14 protein-coding genes are annotated in these 14,752 nt (G+C 69.8%); 8 read left to right on the forward strand and 6 right to left on the reverse strand.

The window, feature by feature from the left end:
* The first annotated feature begins 87 nt into the window (after window positions 1-87).
* The 6 genes from ABL310_RS00090 (at window position 88) to ABL310_RS00115 (ending at window position 7,513) form a co-directional block, all read left to right on the forward strand.
* Window positions 88-1,686, forward strand: a complete 1,599-nt coding sequence (locus tag ABL310_RS00090; protein ID WP_349369694.1) for an ABC transporter substrate-binding protein — start codon at window positions 88-90, stop codon at window positions 1,684-1,686.
* 102 nt (window positions 1,687-1,788) lie between these two features.
* Window positions 1,789-2,769 carry an ABC transporter permease gene (locus ABL310_RS00095; protein WP_349369695.1) on the forward strand — a complete coding sequence of 327 codons (981 nt, stop codon included), beginning with the start codon at window positions 1,789-1,791 and terminating at the stop codon, window positions 2,767-2,769.
* A gap of 115 nt (window positions 2,770-2,884) precedes the next feature.
* On the forward strand, window positions 2,885-3,799 hold the full coding sequence (locus tag ABL310_RS00100) for an ABC transporter permease (protein WP_349372127.1): 915 nt from the start codon (window positions 2,885-2,887) through the stop codon (window positions 3,797-3,799).
* Between the two features lie 103 nt (window positions 3,800-3,902).
* Entirely contained in the window at window positions 3,903-4,952 is a 1,050-nt protein-coding gene (locus tag ABL310_RS00105) for an ABC transporter ATP-binding protein (RefSeq protein WP_374730354.1), read from the forward strand.
* Window positions 4,949-5,956: an oligopeptide/dipeptide ABC transporter ATP-binding protein gene (locus ABL310_RS00110; protein ID WP_349369696.1), complete on the forward strand. Its 1,008-nt coding sequence runs from the start codon at window positions 4,949-4,951 to the stop codon at window positions 5,954-5,956. Before ABL310_RS00105 ends, ABL310_RS00110 begins: the two co-directional genes overlap by 4 nt.
* A gap of 351 nt (window positions 5,957-6,307) precedes the next feature.
* Window positions 6,308-7,513 carry a S8 family serine peptidase gene (locus tag ABL310_RS00115; RefSeq protein WP_349369697.1) on the forward strand — a complete coding sequence of 402 codons (1,206 nt, stop codon included), beginning with the start codon at window positions 6,308-6,310 and terminating at the stop codon, window positions 7,511-7,513.
* 321 nt (window positions 7,514-7,834) lie between these two features.
* On the opposite strand, the gene ABL310_RS00120 is transcribed toward ABL310_RS00115, so the two are convergent.
* Window positions 7,835-9,067, reverse strand: coding sequence for a peptide ABC transporter permease (locus ABL310_RS00120; protein ID WP_349369698.1), 1,233 nt, complete (start codon window positions 9,065-9,067; stop codon window positions 7,835-7,837).
* Window positions 9,068-9,235: 168 nt separating this feature from the next.
* Here ABL310_RS00120 and ABL310_RS00125 point away from each other — a divergent pair, with 168 nt between their 5' ends.
* Entirely contained in the window at window positions 9,236-10,351 is a 1,116-nt protein-coding gene (locus ABL310_RS00125) for an FAD-dependent oxidoreductase (protein WP_349369699.1), read from the forward strand.
* Window positions 10,352-10,358: 7 nt separating this feature from the next.
* On the opposite strand, the gene ABL310_RS00130 is transcribed toward ABL310_RS00125, so the two are convergent.
* The 5 genes from ABL310_RS00130 to ABL310_RS00150 all read right to left on the reverse strand — a co-directional run bounded on the left by ABL310_RS00130 (window position 10,359) and on the right by ABL310_RS00150 (window position 13,122).
* On the reverse strand, window positions 10,359-11,147 hold the full coding sequence (locus tag ABL310_RS00130) for an MOSC domain-containing protein (RefSeq protein WP_349369700.1): 789 nt from the start codon (window positions 11,145-11,147) through the stop codon (window positions 10,359-10,361).
* A gap of 11 nt (window positions 11,148-11,158) precedes the next feature.
* Window positions 11,159-12,115, reverse strand: a complete 957-nt coding sequence (locus ABL310_RS00135) for a hypothetical protein (protein WP_349369701.1) — start codon at window positions 12,113-12,115, stop codon at window positions 11,159-11,161.
* A gap of 107 nt (window positions 12,116-12,222) precedes the next feature.
* Complete coding sequence (locus ABL310_RS00140; RefSeq protein ID WP_349369702.1) at window positions 12,223-12,639, reverse strand: metallopeptidase family protein; 417 nt, start codon at window positions 12,637-12,639, stop codon at window positions 12,223-12,225.
* A 1-nt stretch (window position 12,640) separates the two neighbouring features.
* Window positions 12,641-12,934, reverse strand: a complete 294-nt coding sequence (locus tag ABL310_RS00145) for a hypothetical protein (protein WP_349369703.1) — start codon at window positions 12,932-12,934, stop codon at window positions 12,641-12,643.
* A gap of 2 nt (window positions 12,935-12,936) precedes the next feature.
* Window positions 12,937-13,122: a hypothetical protein gene (locus tag ABL310_RS00150; RefSeq protein WP_349369704.1), complete on the reverse strand. Its 186-nt coding sequence runs from the start codon at window positions 13,120-13,122 to the stop codon at window positions 12,937-12,939.
* A gap of 105 nt (window positions 13,123-13,227) precedes the next feature.
* On the opposite strand from ABL310_RS00150, the gene ABL310_RS00155 reads away from it, so the two are divergent.
* The gene (locus ABL310_RS00155; protein WP_349369705.1) at window positions 13,228-14,739 is read left to right on the forward strand and encodes an anti-phage dCTP deaminase; all 1,512 of its coding nucleotides are present in this window, start codon (window positions 13,228-13,230) and stop codon (window positions 14,737-14,739) included.
* The last annotated feature ends 13 nt before the right edge of the window (window positions 14,740-14,752 follow it).

Genomic DNA, 14,752 nt, shown 5'->3' on the forward strand with positions numbered 1-14,752 from the left:
ACAAAACGACAACGGGCCTTCTATGATCCGGCCCATCGGCCGGGGCGCGCAGCGAAGAACGCGCCCGGCCCCCAAGAGGAGAGGACGATGTCAGCCACTCGCACCACCCTTGCCGCTCTGCTGCTCGGGGCGACCTTCTTCACGGCCGTCGACGCCGACGCCACGACCCTGCGCTGGGCGCGCAGCGGCGACGCGCTCACGCTCGACCCGCATTCGCAGAACGAGGGCCCGACCCACGCCCTCAACCACCATCTCTACGAGCCGCTGGTCGGCCGCGACCGCGACGGCATGATGGTCGGCCTGCTCGCCACCGACTGGTACCCCGTCGAGGGCGACCCCAGCACCTGGGAGTTCAAGCTCCGCGAGGGCGTCACCTTCCACAACGGCAACGCCTTCGACGCCGACGACGTGGTGTTCTCGCTCGAGCGCGCCATGTCGGAGACGTCCGACATGAAGGGCCTGCTCACCTCCGTGACCGGCGTCTCGAAGGTCGACGACTTCACGGTGCACGTCACCACCGACGGCCCGAACCCGCTCCTGCCCAACAACCTGACCAACACGTTCATGATGGACAAGGAGTGGTCGGAGGAGAACGACGTCGTCCAGCCGCAGAACTTCGCCGCCGGCGAGGAGAACTACGCGGTGCGCAACGCCAACGGCACCGGGCCCTTCGTGCTGGTCTCGCGCGAGCCCGACGTCCGCACGGTGATGACGCGCAACGAAGAGTACTGGGGCAAGGGCGAGGTCCCGCTCGGCATCAGCGAGATCGTCTATACGCCGATCAAGGAGCAGGCGACCCGCGTCGCGGCGCTGCTCTCGGGCGAGGTCGACCTCGTGCAGGACGTGCCGGTGCAGGACATCGAGCGCCTCGCCTCGACGCCGAGCCTTCGCGTGAACACCGGCCCCGAGAACCGCGTGATCTTCTTCGGCATGGACGTGGGCTCGGCCGATCTCGAGACCGACAGCGTCGAGGGCGCCAACCCGTTCGCCGACGTGCGCGTGCGCCAGGCCATGAACATGGCGATCAACCGCGAGGCGATCCAGCGCGTCGTCATGCGCGGCCAGTCAATTCCGGCCGGCATCATCTCGCCGCCCTTCGTGAACGGCTGGACCGAGGCGCTCGACGCCTTCCCGGCGGTGGACATGGAGCAGGCCAAGGCGCTGATGGCCGACGCCGGCTACGCCGACGGCTTCACCGCCACGCTGAACTGCCCGAACGACCGCTACGTCAACGACGAGGCGATCTGCCAGGCCGCCGCCGGCATGCTCGGCCAGATCGGCATCGACGTGAACCTGGTCTCGCAGTCGAAGTCGCTGCACTTCCCGCTGATCCAGCGGGAGCCGCCGGAGACCGACTTCTACCTGCTCGGCTGGGGCGTGCCGACCTTCGATTCCGAGTACGTCTTCTCGTTCCTGTACCACACCCGCGACGGCGCGTACGGAACCTGGAACCCGACCGGGTACTCGAACGCCGAGGTCGACGCCATGATCAAGTCGCTCGCCTCCGAGACCGATCTCGCGGCGCGTGACGCGACCATCGCCGACATCTGGGCGCAGGTGAAGGAGGACACGATCTACCTCCCGGTCCACACCCAGACGCTGGCCTACGCGATGAGCGACACGTTCGACATCCCGGTCGACGCCGAGAACCAGCCCAAGATGAAGTACGTCGCCGTCGGCGAGTGATCCCAGCCCGCCCGGCGCCCGCGCGGCGCCGGGTCCGGCTTTCGGGACGGGAGACGGCGTGCGCCGCCTCCCGTCCGTCGTTTCGAGCCCGTCCGTGACCCGATGATCGCCTATATCCTCCGAAGCCTCGCGCAGGGCGCGCTCGTGCTCCTCGCCGTCGCCTTCATCGCCTTCTCGATGTTCCGCTTCGTGGGCGACCCGGTCGCCAACATGGTGGGGCAGGAGGCGAGCCTGCAGGATCGCCAGGAGCTGCGCGAGCGGCTCGGCCTGGACGAGCCCTTCCCCGTGCAGTTCGCGATCTTCGTGGGCAACGCCATGCAGGGCGAGTTCGGCATCTCCTATCGCCAGCAGCGCGAGGTCTCCGCCCTGATGCTGGAGCGCCTGCCGGCGACGATGGAGCTCGCCATCCTCTCCGCCCTGTTCGCCACCATCGTCGGCGTCGCATTCGGCGTCTACGCCGCGATCCGGCGGGACGGCTGGCTCGCCAACATCATCATGACGGTCTCGCTGGTGGGCGTGTCGCTGCCGACCTTCCTGATCGGCATCGGGCTGATCTATGTCTTCGCGGTGGAGCTGCGCTGGCTGCCGTCCTTCGGGCGCGGCGAGACGGTGCGGATCGGCTGGTGGACCACCGGGCTCCTGACGGAGTCCGGCCTCAAGTCCCTCGTCCTGCCGGTCCTGACGCTCGGCTTCTTCCAGCTGACGCTGATCATGCGCCTCGTGCGCTCGGAGATGCTCGAGGTGATGCGCTCCGAGTTCATCCGCTTCGCCCGCGCCCGCGGCATCCCGGAGCGGACGATCGAGTTCCGGCATGCGCTGCGCAACACGCTGATCCCGGTCGTCACCATCGCCGGCCTGCAGCTCGGCTCGATCATCGCCTTCGCCATCGTCACGGAGACGGTGTTCCAGTGGCCGGGCCTCGGCTCGCTCTTCGTCAACGCGGTGCAGTTCGCCGACGTGCCGGTGATGGCCGCCTACCTCATCTTCGTCGCCTTCGTCTTCGTCGTCGTGAACCTCCTCGTCGACCTCACCTACGTCGCGCTCGACCCCCGCCTGCGGGGCGGCAAGGCGCTCGCCAAGTAAGGGATCGGACATGGATCTCGAGCCCAAGGCCGATCCCGCGAAGCATGCGGCGCCCGTGGTCGACCGCGCCCACGGCCCCGTCGTCGGCGACGTCGTCGAGACGCCCGCCGCGCGCATGGGCGTCCTCGCCCGCGCGTGGGATTCGGACATCGCCTACTCGTTCCGGCGCTCCCCCGTGACGATCGTCTCGGCGGTCGTCGCCGTGATCATGATCCTCTCGGCGATCCTCGCGCCGCTGATCGCGCCGCAGGACCCCTTCAACCCGGCCGCGCTGAACCTGATGGAGGGCTTCACCCCGCCGGGCGAGCCGAACGCCTTCACCGGCAACAGCTACCTGCTGGGCACCGACCCGCAAGGCCGCGACATGTTCTCGGCGATCCTCTACGGCGCGCGGGTGTCGCTGCTCGTCGGCGTCGCCTCCGTGATCTTCTCGCTGACGATCGGCGTGACGCTCGGCCTCGTCGCCGGCTATATCGGCGGGCGCACCGAGGCGCTGATCATGCGCATCGCCGACATCCAGCTGTCCTTCCCGGCGATCCTCGTGGCGCTCCTCGTCTTCGGCGTGGCGCGCGGCGTCATCCCGCCGGCGCAGCAGGAGCAGGCGACCCTGTTCGTGCTCATCGTCGCCATCGGCCTCTCGAACTGGGCGCAATACGCCCGCACCGTGCGGGCGACGACGCTCGTCGAGAAGTCGAAGGTCTATGTCGACGCCGCGCGGCTGATCGGGCTCAAGCCCTTCGTCGTCATGGTCAAGCACGTCCTGCCCAACGTGACCGGGCCCGTGCTCGTCATCGCGACGATCAACCTCGCGCTCGCCATCATCGAGGAGGCGACCCTGTCCTTCCTCGGCGTCGGCATGCCGCCCACCCAGCCCTCGCTCGGCACGCTGATCCGCATCGGCCAGCAATTCCTGTTCTCGGGGGAGTGGTGGATCCTGTTCTTCCCCGCCGCGGCGCTCGTCCTGCTCGCCCTGTCGATCAACCTGCTCGGCGACTGGCTGCGGGACGCGCTCAATCCCAAGCTGAGGTGAGCGTACCGGGCCCGCCTCGCGAGGCGACAGCGCCCGGACGCGGCTGCTAGACTGATCACATGCGAACGAGAACGATGAAACATCCCTACCGAGGCCCGAACCGATGAGCGACCCCGTCCTCTCCGTCCGAGACCTCCGGGTCGAGTTCCACACCCGCCGCGGCGTGCTGAAAGCCATCGACGGCGTCTCCTTCGACATCGGCAAGGGCGAGGTCCTCGGCGTCGTGGGCGAGAGCGGCGCCGGCAAGTCGGTCACGGGCTCGGCCGTGATCGGCCTGATCGATCCGCCCGGGCGCATCGCCGGGGGCGAGATCCTGCTGTCCGGCCAGCGGGTGGACAACCTGCCGCCGGAGGAGATGCGCAAGGTGCGCGGCAAGCGCATCGGCATGATCTTCCAGGATCCGCTGACCTCGCTCAACCCGCTCTACAAGATCTCCGAGCAGCTGATCGAGACGATCACCACCCACACCGACCTCTCCCCGGCGCAGGCCCGCCAGCGCGCCATCGACCTCCTGACCGAGGTCGGCATCCCCGCGCCCGAGAAGCGGATCGATTCCTACCCGCACGAGTTCTCCGGCGGCATGCGCCAGCGTGTCGTCATCGCGCTCGCTCTGTGCGCCGAGCCGGAGCTGATCATCGCCGACGAGCCGACGACGGCGCTCGACGTCTCGGTCCAGGCGCAGATCATCGCGCTGCTCAAGCGGCTCGGGCGCGAGCACGGCACCGCGATCATGCTCGTCACCCACGACATGGGCGTCATCGCCGAGACGGCGGACCGCGTCGCGGTGATGTATGCCGGGCGCATCGCCGAGATCGGCCCGGTGCGCGACGTGGTGCAGAACCCGCTCCACCCCTACGCCAAGGGCCTGATGGGCGCGATCCCGACGCTGGCCGGCGAGGATCCGCGGCTCGTGCAGATCCCCGGCTCGATGCCGCGGCTCAACCGCATCCCGCCGGGCTGCCCGTTCAACCCGCGTTGCGCCTACCGCTTCGACCGCTGCACGGTCGACCGGCCCGAGCCGCTGGAGCGGCGAGGCCACAGGGTCGCCTGCCACCTCTACGACGCGGCCTCGGGCGCGCATTATGTCGGCGAAGGCGCGACCTTGCGCGCGGCCGAGCCCACCACCCCTTCCGAGACGGAGGCCACGGCGTGACGACGACGGCTCCCTACGTCCGCGTGACGGACCTCAAGCGACGCTTCGACGTCTCGAAGCCCTGGCTCAACCGGGTGATCGAGGGCGGCGAGAAGCAGTATCTCAAGGCCGTCGACGGCGTCTCCTTCGACATCCCCAAGGGCGAGACCTTCGCGCTCGTCGGCGAATCCGGCTCGGGCAAGTCCACCGTGGCGCGCATGGTGGTGGGCCTTCTGCCGCCGTCGGCCGGCGAGGTGACCATCGCCGGCATCTCGATGAGCGATCCGAGGGCCGCAGCCGAGCGCCAGCAGCTGCGCCGGCGCATCCAGATGGTGTTCCAGGACCCCTACGCCTCGCTCAACCCGCGCTGGCGCGTCGAGCGCATCGTCGCCGAGCCGATCCGGGCCTTCAAGCTGATCGAGGGCGAGGCGGACATCCGCGCCCGCGTCGGCGAGCTGCTGACCCTGGTCGGCCTGCATCCGGACGACGGCGCCAAGTATCCGCACGAATTCTCCGGCGGCCAGCGCCAGCGCGTGGCCATCGCCCGGGCGCTGGCGTCGAACGCGGAGTTCCTCGTCTGCGACGAGCCGACCTCGGCGCTCGACGTCTCGGTCCAGGCGCAGATCCTCAACCTGATGCGGGATCTGCAGGACAAGTTCGGGCTCACCTACCTGTTCATCTCCCACAACCTCGCCGTCGTGCGCCACATGGCGACGAAGATCGGCGTGATGTATCTCGGCCGCATCGTCGAGATCTCGGGCGGGCGGGAGATGTTCCAGAACCCGAAGCACCCCTACACGCGCATGCTGCTCGACGCGGTGCCGGACCTCGCCATGTCCGGACGCGAGCGCACGCCGGTGGCGGGCGAGATCCCGAACCCGATCAACCCGCCCACCGGCTGCACCTTCAACCCCCGCTGCCCCTTCGCCAACGAGCGCTGCCGCACGGAGCGCCCGCCGCTCGAGGGCGGCGTCGCCTGCCATGCGGTGCACGAGGGCCGGCTCGGGGTGAAGGACGCGGCTTGAGCGAGCGCGGGCGCGGCAACACTTTGTCGTAGGCTGTCGTGCGCCGGGTCTTGAAGTCGCATCAATCCTTCTTTAGCTTCAATCCCCAATGGTGGACCAAGTCGGACGGCGCAGTCGCGGCGCCCGGCTGGCCACGGCTTGTCGTGGGGGCGAGCGGATGGGGTTCGTGCGGGTCCTGTACGAGCTGGAGGATTCGGAGGCCGTCGTCAGGGCGTCGACGGCAGCGAGCGTCGCGCTCGCTGCACCCGCCGTTGGCGCGAGTTCCGCTCGCCTCCCGGATCTTCCGCCGGAACTCCATCGAGACCCGTCCTACGCGCCCGTCGCGATCTTGCGCGAAGCGCGAGCCAAACGTTGTCTTTCGCGGGCGTCGCGACGATGGCTCCGCCCTTCGAGAGCGTCGGAGCCGATGCTTTCGTCATTCGCGGCGTGATCGACGAAGCCGATCTCGACCGGGTCGTCAAAAGGGTTCAGGATGCCACCGGCCAGAACCGCGTCTTCGCGGACGCGGGTGTCGATACCACGCTGACGACGTGCATTCACACACCTCCTGTCGGCACGCACGACGACGTCCGGCGCGAGCTGGGCGCTGCGGAACTGGAGAGGCGGGAGATGACGGGTCGCGGCGTCGCTGTTGCGATCGTCGACACCGGCTTCAACGTGGCATATCTTCGGCAGCGTGGACACGCTCCTCACTTCGACGCCGCGGGCAGCTGGAGCGCGGAGCCGACCGTCTCGCCGGGGCAGGCTCGCGTGGGGCACGGAACGATGTGTGCACACAGCGTCCTGCTCGCGGCGCCCGAAGCCTTGCTGATCGACTTTCCCGTTCTCCTGCATCAGCCGGCGACGACGCCGCTGATCAAGGGCATATTGAGCGATGTGATCATCGCCTACAACAAGCTGCTGCAGATGATGGAAACGCAGGCGGATGCGAGGGGATTCCACTCCCTGGTGATCAGCAACAGCTGGGGGATGTATCACCCGACCTGGGACTTTCCTCCAGGAAACCCTGGCCGCTATTTCGACAATCCGATGCATCCGTTCAACCGACTGGTCTCCTCCCTCGCCAGCGCCGGGGCCGATATCGTGTTCGCGGCGGGGAACTGCGGTCCGGCTTGTCCGGACAGGAGATGCCAGCCGATACCCGGCGACGTGGCAGACCGCCGCATCTCCGGCGCGAATTCGCACCCTGAAGTGCTTTGTGTCGGCGGCGTCGACCTCAGGGGCGCTGCTGTCGGCTACTCGACGCGCGGCCCGGGCGCGCTCCAGTACGACAAGCCGGATCTCGCTGCGTACACGCACTTCCTCGGGTCCGAGGCTCTCGGGGCCGGCAGGCCGGATCTCGGCACATCGACAGCATGCCCCGTCGCCTCTGGAGTCGTCGCGGCGTTGCGCTCGTCCTTCCCCTACCAGTCCAGCAATCCGCGCCGCACGCCGGCCCGTATCGCTCAATATCTGCGGGACACCGCAAGCAATCCTTTGCCGAGCCGGTGGAACGCCGACTTCGGGTACGGGATTGTCGATACATCGCAATTCGACTCCGCAGGGAATGTGCTGTAACCTGCTCCCTGCGGTGGGCGTCCGATCACCGCTTATGAGGATTATCCAATTATGGATGACGTCATAATGACACTGTCGTGGCCGCATGGCAGGCCTACGATTGCAGAGGCCGCCAGGGCGCTATCCCTCGACCCGTCCCGTTTGGACGACCGGTTCGGCGTGCAGGTGATCGATAGACGTGAGAACGTCTACGCGGTCCGGTGCGCCGATGCGGGATGCGGACAGCGGGCTTACAAGGCCGGGCAAGGTCCCTTCGCGAACCCCGCTATCGGCGTTTTCGGCGATCTCGTCGACTGAGGCGCCTCCCGAGCGCTGGCCTCGTCATCCTCGTTCCGCTTGCCTGCTTCCCCGCCGCAGCAGCGCAGGCAGGATCGCCTTGGGGCGCTGTGTCCTGAACTGGCCGCGTTCCACGGCGGCGAACAGCAGGGCCGCGACGACGGCGCTGGTGACGAACCACATTTCCGTATAGCTCGCCCCGACGACCACGACCCCGAAGCCGGCCGCCAGCGCCGCGAGCGCGCCCGGCGCGACGGCGGCGTGGATGCGGGCGACGCCGTGGGCGGCGCTCCAGAAGGCGGCGGCGATCGCGGCCGCCCCGACGAGGCCGAGGTCGAGCCAGATCTCGAACAGCGGCGTTCTCGGCGCGTCGACCGGAACGAGGCCGCCGCGGCCGCGCAAAGCCGTCTCGAAGCCCCACCCGGTGAGGAGCCGCAGCGGATCGGCGAGGATCATCGCCCGCCATGTCTCGTATCGGCCGACGAGCGAGGCCGGCGCGAGGCCGTCGAGCGGCGCGAGCAGGAAGGCGAGGGCGGGCGCCAGCAGGATCAGGCCGGCGCCGATCGCCGCGACGAGCGTCGTCGCGAGCCGCATGCGCGAGGCGGCCACGAGATAAGCGAGGGCGCCGGCGGCGAAGCCGGCGAAGGACAGCGCGCTCGGGGCGAGCCCCGTCGCGATCGCCACCGCGAGCACGAGGGCCACGCTCTGCATGTCGCGCCCGCGGGAGTGCATCCAGGCGGCGGCCGGCCAGATCAGCAGCGCAAGCGCCACGACGCCGCGGTCGAGCGTGATCGTCGCCTCGTCCCAGGTCGGGCGAGCCTCGAAGAGGAGCAGGCCGACGGCGAGGAGCGCCGCCGCGCCCACGCCGATGGCGAGCGGGTAGAGGTTCGCGGAACGCATCCGTTCCGGCAGGGCGAGATAGCCGACGAGCCCCAGCGCGAGCGTCGCGGCGAGATTGCCGAGGCGCTCCGTCGCAGGCCCCGTGAACGGCGCCCAGGCGAGCGAGAGCATGGCCCAGCCGAGCGCGACCAGGACGGCGACGCCCGCCACACGGCCGAGGAGGCTGCTCAGGCTCGTCGAGAGCCGCCGATGCTCGCCGTCCACGACGGCCGCGATGGCGAGCAGCGCGATGCCGATCGGCGCGAGAATCACCACCCCGCGGCGGGCGACGAGCGCCACCATCGGCAGCGCGATCATCAGGATCGCGAAGCCGAGGCGACGCAGCAGGGCCGCCGCTTCCGCGGCGGGATCTCGGTGGGGAGAACGGGGGCGCGCCATGGCCGCGATCGTCGGTCCGGTCTAGATCTCACACACGTCCGCCGCGCGGGCGCGCCGTATCGGACGGGTGACCTTACCAGAAGCGGAGAGCGCTGATGCGTGCGAGGATGCAACACTGTGCGCGTCGTATGCGTCGCCGCAGAGGAACGAGAAAGGGAAAGGGCGATCATGCCGCTGCGTCTGGTCCTGGTCGGAGGAGGGCACACCCACGCGCTGGTGCTCGACGCGCTGCGCGCGCGCCGCGAGCCCGAGCTCGACGTGACGCTGGTCTCGCCCACGGACCACTCGCCCTATTCCGGCATGCTGCCCGGCCATATCGCCGGGCTCTATGACCGCGCGGCCATGCATATCGACGTGAGACGCCTCGCCGAAGAGGCCGGCGGAGCTTTCGTGCCCGATTCGGCCGAGCGGATCGACGCGCAGGGGCGGGTGCTCCACACGCGCGGCGGCGCGGCGATCCCCTACGACGCGCTCTCCCTCGACATCGGCGTCACGCCGGACCTCTCCGCCATCGCCGGCGCGGCCGAGCACGCCATCGCGGTGAAGCCCATCGGCGACCTGCTGGCCAAGACGGACCGGCTGATCGCGGCGGCGCGCGCGCCCGACGGGCCGCGCGACCTCGTCGTCGTGGGCGGCGGGGCGGCCGGGCTGTGCCTCGCCTTCGCGCTCGCGCATCGCCTGCGGCGGGAGGCGCAAGGCGCCGGCTTCCGCTTCAGCCTCGTCACCGCGCACGCGCTCCTGCCGGATCTGAACGACGGCGCGCGCCGGATCGCCCGATCCCGCCTGAAGGCGGCGGGCATCGCGTTGGTCGAGAACGACCGGGCGGCGGCCGTCGCGCCGGATCGGGTGACGCTCGCGAGCGGCCGGGAGATCGCCTCCGACGCGACCCTCGTCGCCGTCGGCGCGGGCGCGCCGCCGCTGATCGCCCGCTCGGGTCTCGCCACCGATCCGCGCGGCTTCCTCGCCGTGCGCCCGACGCTGCAGGCGGTCGGCGACGACGCGATCTTCGGCGCGGGCGACTGCGCGACCTCGGTCACCGATCCGCGGCCGAAGGCCGGCGTCTTCGCCGTGCGCCAGGGGCCGGCCCTGGCGGAGAACCTGCGTCGGCTCGCACGCGGCGAACCGCTCGCGCCGTTCCAGCCGCAGGAGGATTGGCTCGTCCTGATGTCCACCGCCGACGGCCGCGCCATCGCCGCCCGCGGACGCTGGCTCGCCTGGGAGGGCCGGGCGGTGTGGTGGCTGAAGGACCGGATCGACAGGAAGTTCGTGGAGGGGCTCGGGTGAGGCCGCCTCAGAACGGCAGCCCCGCCGCCTCCCGCGCCTCCCCGACCGACAGCCGCTCGCCCACGGCGAGCGCGCCGCTGTCGACCACCTCGGCATAGACGCCGCAATCGACGTGGCCGTAGGTCCGCATCAGCACCTTCGGGATCTGCAGGTCGCGGATGCCGGTCACGGGGTCGACGTTCGTCGCCGCGCAGCGATCGATCCGCGCCGTCACCCGCAGGCGCAGCCCCGACGGGCCGTCGAGCGTGCGCCCGACGAGATCGTGCTCGGCCCACGGCTCGATATCCTCGATCAGCACGTTGGCGCGAAAGCGCATCTGATCGACCGGCGCCCCGATGCGCTCCTCCAGCGCCGCGATCGTGGCGCGGTTGACGATGGAGACGAAGCCGCGGCGCGAGTCGGTGAAGCGGTAGGTGGGCGGCGCCGCGAGGATCCTCGGAGCGCCGCGCAGGGCGTCCCCGAGATAGGCGGCGAAGAAGGCCTCGATCGCCGCCCGTCCCTCGTCGGTGGCGAGGTCGCCCCGCGCCCGCTCCACCGCGCCTTCCGCGATCACGAGGACGCCCGTCGCGCCGTCGTAACGCGTCGCGAGCCGCGCCAGCGCCTCGTGCCGCATCAGCATCAGGTACTTGATCTTGGGCTGATGCGTCGGCGCGGCCGGATCGAAGCCCGACGGGCCGTTCTCGATGGCGAAGAGGCGATCGCCGGGCACGTAGGCGCCGGCCTCCAGCGCCACGCGCGCCATCGGCTCCGGCGAAAGCCCCTTCACGGGGTAGCGATAGAGCCCGGCGACGCGCATGTCTCTCTCCGTCAGAGCGGCTCGAACCGGTCGAGCACGAGGTCCGGCGCGCTCGTCGCGTGCCGCGAGGGGGTGGTGCGCCCGGCCCAGAGATCGGTGGCGGTGGCGCTCTCGAAGGCCGTGATCGGCGCCTCGCGCCAGCCCGGCGCGTCGGCCTCGCGCACGGCGATCTCGGCGAGATCGGCCGCGAAACGGGTGACGAAGTCGCCGCGCACGGCCGCGAAGGGCCGGTCCGCGACGGGCCGATCGAACACGACCTCGAGCGCGATCCGCTCGCGGTCGAGGGTCGCGAGCCGGATCGCCGCGCCGCCGCCGCCGACGAAGGCGAGCTGGAAGGTCTGCGTGCGCGGCGCGAAGACGATGCTCTCGATCGCCGTGCGCGGCGTCTCGCCCTCGATCGGCCCGACCACCACGCCGGCGCCGAAGGCGGTGGCGCCGCGCCCCTCCGGCGCGAGCGGGCGCAGACGCCACACGCCGGAGGCCGGCTCGATCACGACCACGCGCTCGGCCCGGCCGTCTCGGATCGCCCAGAGCTCCAGCGTGTCGACGCCCGCCGCCTCGCGGTCCCCGACGCGCACCGGGACCGCATTGCCCGAGAACAGGCCCGGCCGGCGCGTGCCGACGAGCTGGACCGAGAGGTCCTCGTACAGGGTCGTGCGCGAGGGCGCCTGGGCCGGCGTCTCGGCGGCCGGCGCGCCGTCGCAGGCGATCAGGTCCGCCGCCGGGGCGTCCGCGGCGCCGAGCATCGGCAGGTAGGACGGGTGCGCGGCGGTGAGGGCGAAGCGGCGCGTCTGCGGCGAGGACAGCGTCAGCGCGACGTTGTCGCGCCCGATGCACAAAGCCGGCGTGGTGCGGTTCTCGATCGTCACGGCGAGCCCCTCGACGCTGGTGGCGGCGGCGGGCGCGGCGAGGGCGAGCGTCGCGGCGAGGGGCGCGGCGAGGCGCAGAAGGCGGGCGGAGCGGAACATCGAACGCGGCGGGATCTCGTGGGGACCTGGGCCTCCCATCAACCGGAAGTGCGCCCGCCGCGCAAGGGCCGAGGCGCAACAACGCGGCGCGAAGCGACGTCCGCCGTTCACGTCACCTGCGCCTCGAGCGCCTCCATGTCTTCGTCGGAGAGGCCGAAATGATGGCCGATCTCGTGGATCAGAACGTGCGCCACGATGGCGCCGAGCGTCTCGTCGTGCTCGGCCCAATAGTCGAGGATCGGCCGGCGGTAGAGCCAGACCATGTTGGGGAACTGCCCCGAGGCGACCTCGCCCGCCTCCGCGAGGCCGATCCCGCGGAACAGGCCCAGCAGGTCGTAGTCGCTCTCGGCCTCGAGCTCCCGCAGCGTCTCCTCGTCGGGCCAATCGTCGACGCGCACGATCACGGCGGCCGCGAGCTCGCGGAATTCCCGCGGCAGCCGGGCGAAGGCCTCCTCCGCCAGGCGCTCGAACGCCTCGAGCGAAGGCGCCTTCAGCGCCAGGAGCTCGTCGCCGGGATGCGTCATCTCACCACCAGTTCAGGGTGAAGCCGAGCCAGACCAGGAGGAAGACGAAGAACGGCACGGCGAGCGCCCGCCCGATGCGCTTGCCCCAGACCTCCATCGGGTCGGTCTCGCCGTGCGGCCCCGCGCCCTCGGCGTCGCGCCCGGCGAAATGATCCGCCATGCGCCGGCCCATCTTCGCCCCCGCCGAGCGGCCGACGGTCTCCGTCTCGCGGTCGACGCGGTCGAGTACGCGGCGGGATTCGCGCGCGCGAGCGTCGTCGTCGGGGTGGGGGCGCTTCGGGGGATCGGTGGGCATCGTCAGCGCTTCCGCGCTTCCGCCGCCGCAATCCTCTCGGCTCTCCGCGCCGGGGAGACCGTCTCGTCGAAGCGAGCGAGCTTCGTTTCATCCGCTACGAAGCGAACGCCGATCCGCTGTGCAAGGTGCTCGAACTCGCCTTTGTACGCCCGCAAATCCCAGGCGCTTCGCTTCTGTGCGTCGGCCATCGCTCCCTCCAACAGTCCGCTCCCGAGATCACACTAGCCTCGGCGCGATTCGTGTGTATAGGGTAAAATCGACGCAATATTCGGTTTCCACGGCAAGAGTTTGCAATGCGCCTCGATGCGATCGAATTCCCCGAGCTCGTGTTCGGTCTCGCCGGCCCGATCGGCGTCGACATGGACGCTCTCACGACGACGCTCGTAAAGGCGTTGAACGAGGTCGAGTACAAGTCGTCCGTCATACGGCTCACGTCACTGTTCGAGAAGGGCGCCGCCGACACGGATCTCCCGGCTCGGAAGCCTGCGTCCTGCTTCCACGACTTCATGTGGAAGATGGACTCCGCCAACGCGCTCCGGCGCGCCAATTCCGATTCTGCGGTTCTCGCGCGGCTCGCCATCGTCGAGCTGCGGGAGCGGAGGCGAGAGCTGACCGGCGACGCCGCCCTCGTCTCGTCGCGGCGCGCCTTCGTCGTCCGGCAGCTGAAGCATCCCGAGGAGGTCAAGCTCCTCCGCAAGGTCTACGGAAAACTCTTCTTTCTCGTTTCCGCGCATGCTCCCCGAAAGGAAAGGGTTGAGCAGCTCAAGCAACGCATTCGGCGGGATGAGGGACCCAGATGCAAGAGCTCTCACGTGCTGAACTTGGCGTTGCAACTGATCGAGCGGGACGAGGGCGAAGACTTCGGATATGGGCAGCAGCTCAGAGACACGTTCCACCTTGCGGACGTGTTCGTCGACGCCTCCAGCAAGGCTCGCCTGACCGCTGACATGCACCGCTTCGTCGCGGCGCTCTTCGGCAGGAACGACGTGTCCCCGACGAAGGCGGAGTACGGTATGTACGCGGCCAAGACCGCGTCGCTCCGATCCGCCGATCTTTCTCGGCAGGTCGGGGCCGCGATCTTCTCCGAGGCCGGAGAAATCGTCTCCCAGGGATGCAACGAGGTCCCCAAGGTCGGCGGCGGCACCTACTGGGCCGGCGAGCATCCGGATTACCGGGATATCAGACGAGGATTCGACCCGAACGACGCGATCAAGCGCGAGATCGTGAGAGACCTCGTGGAGCGCTTGGTCGAGGGCCGCATCCTGAGCGATACGGCGACGGCGACAGAACTCGCGGAGAAGCTCCTGGAAAGCAGAGGGCCGCTGCGTGGCTCGAGCTTGATGGACTTGACCGAGTTCGGGCGCATCGTCCACGCCGAGATGGGTGCGATCTGCGATGCGGCGCGACTCGGACGCCCTGTGAAGGGAGCCGTCCTATACTGTACGACTTTCCCCTGTCACAATTGCACGAAGCACATCCTCGCGTCCGGCATCATGCGAGTCGTCTATATGGAGCCGTACCCGAAGAGCCGCGCCGAGCAGCTCCACGGCGACGAGATCGAGATCGAGGTCGAGACGACGTCGGGCCGTGTCTGCTTCGTACCATTCTCAGGCATCTCGCCTCGGCGCTATCGAGACCTGTTCGAGAAGGCGCGACGGAAAGACGCCGACGGACGAGCGACCGAGTGGGAGGCCGGCTCCCCCCGGCCGAGGGTCGATATCGTCTATCCGTCTCACCCCCTCGGCGAGGTATGGGCGATCCACCCCCTCGCTGGCGCGGCGGGCGACCCCGACGCGCGCCCATAGCCGCCTGCGACGG

The sequence above is a fragment of the Salinarimonas sp. genome (assembly GCF_040111675.1).
In the GTDB taxonomy this organism is placed as follows: Bacteria; Pseudomonadota; Alphaproteobacteria; order Rhizobiales; family Beijerinckiaceae; genus Salinarimonas.

Bases quoted from the DNA above. Each gene is read 5' to 3' on its own strand.
- ABL310_RS00090 (WP_349369694.1), top strand. From the start codon at position 88: ATGTCAGCCACTCGCACCACCCTTGCCGCTCTGCTGCTCGGGGCGACC.
- ABL310_RS00095 (WP_349369695.1), top strand. From the start codon at position 1,789: ATGATCGCCTATATCCTCCGAAGCCTCGCGCAGGGCGCGCTCGTGCTC.
- ABL310_RS00130 (WP_349369700.1), bottom strand. From the start codon at position 11,147: ATGCGCGTCGCCGGGCTCTATCGCTACCCCGTGAAGGGGCTTTCGCCG.
- ABL310_RS00120 (WP_349369698.1), bottom strand. From the start codon at position 9,067: ATGGCGCGCCCCCGTTCTCCCCACCGAGATCCCGCCGCGGAAGCGGCG.
- ABL310_RS00145 (WP_349369703.1), bottom strand. From the start codon at position 12,934: ATGCCCACCGATCCCCCGAAGCGCCCCCACCCCGACGACGACGCTCGC.
- ABL310_RS00125 (WP_349369699.1), top strand. From the start codon at position 9,236: ATGCCGCTGCGTCTGGTCCTGGTCGGAGGAGGGCACACCCACGCGCTG.
- ABL310_RS00140 (WP_349369702.1), bottom strand. From the start codon at position 12,639: ATGACGCATCCCGGCGACGAGCTCCTGGCGCTGAAGGCGCCTTCGCTC.
- ABL310_RS00150 (WP_349369704.1), bottom strand. From the start codon at position 13,122: ATGGCCGACGCACAGAAGCGAAGCGCCTGGGATTTGCGGGCGTACAAA.
- ABL310_RS00105 (WP_374730354.1), top strand. From the start codon at position 3,903: ATGAGCGACCCCGTCCTCTCCGTCCGAGACCTCCGGGTCGAGTTCCAC.
- ABL310_RS00100 (WP_349372127.1), top strand. From the start codon at position 2,885: ATGGGCGTCCTCGCCCGCGCGTGGGATTCGGACATCGCCTACTCGTTC.
- ABL310_RS00135 (WP_349369701.1), bottom strand. From the start codon at position 12,115: ATGTTCCGCTCCGCCCGCCTTCTGCGCCTCGCCGCGCCCCTCGCCGCG.
- ABL310_RS00155 (WP_349369705.1), top strand. From the start codon at position 13,228: ATGCGCCTCGATGCGATCGAATTCCCCGAGCTCGTGTTCGGTCTCGCC.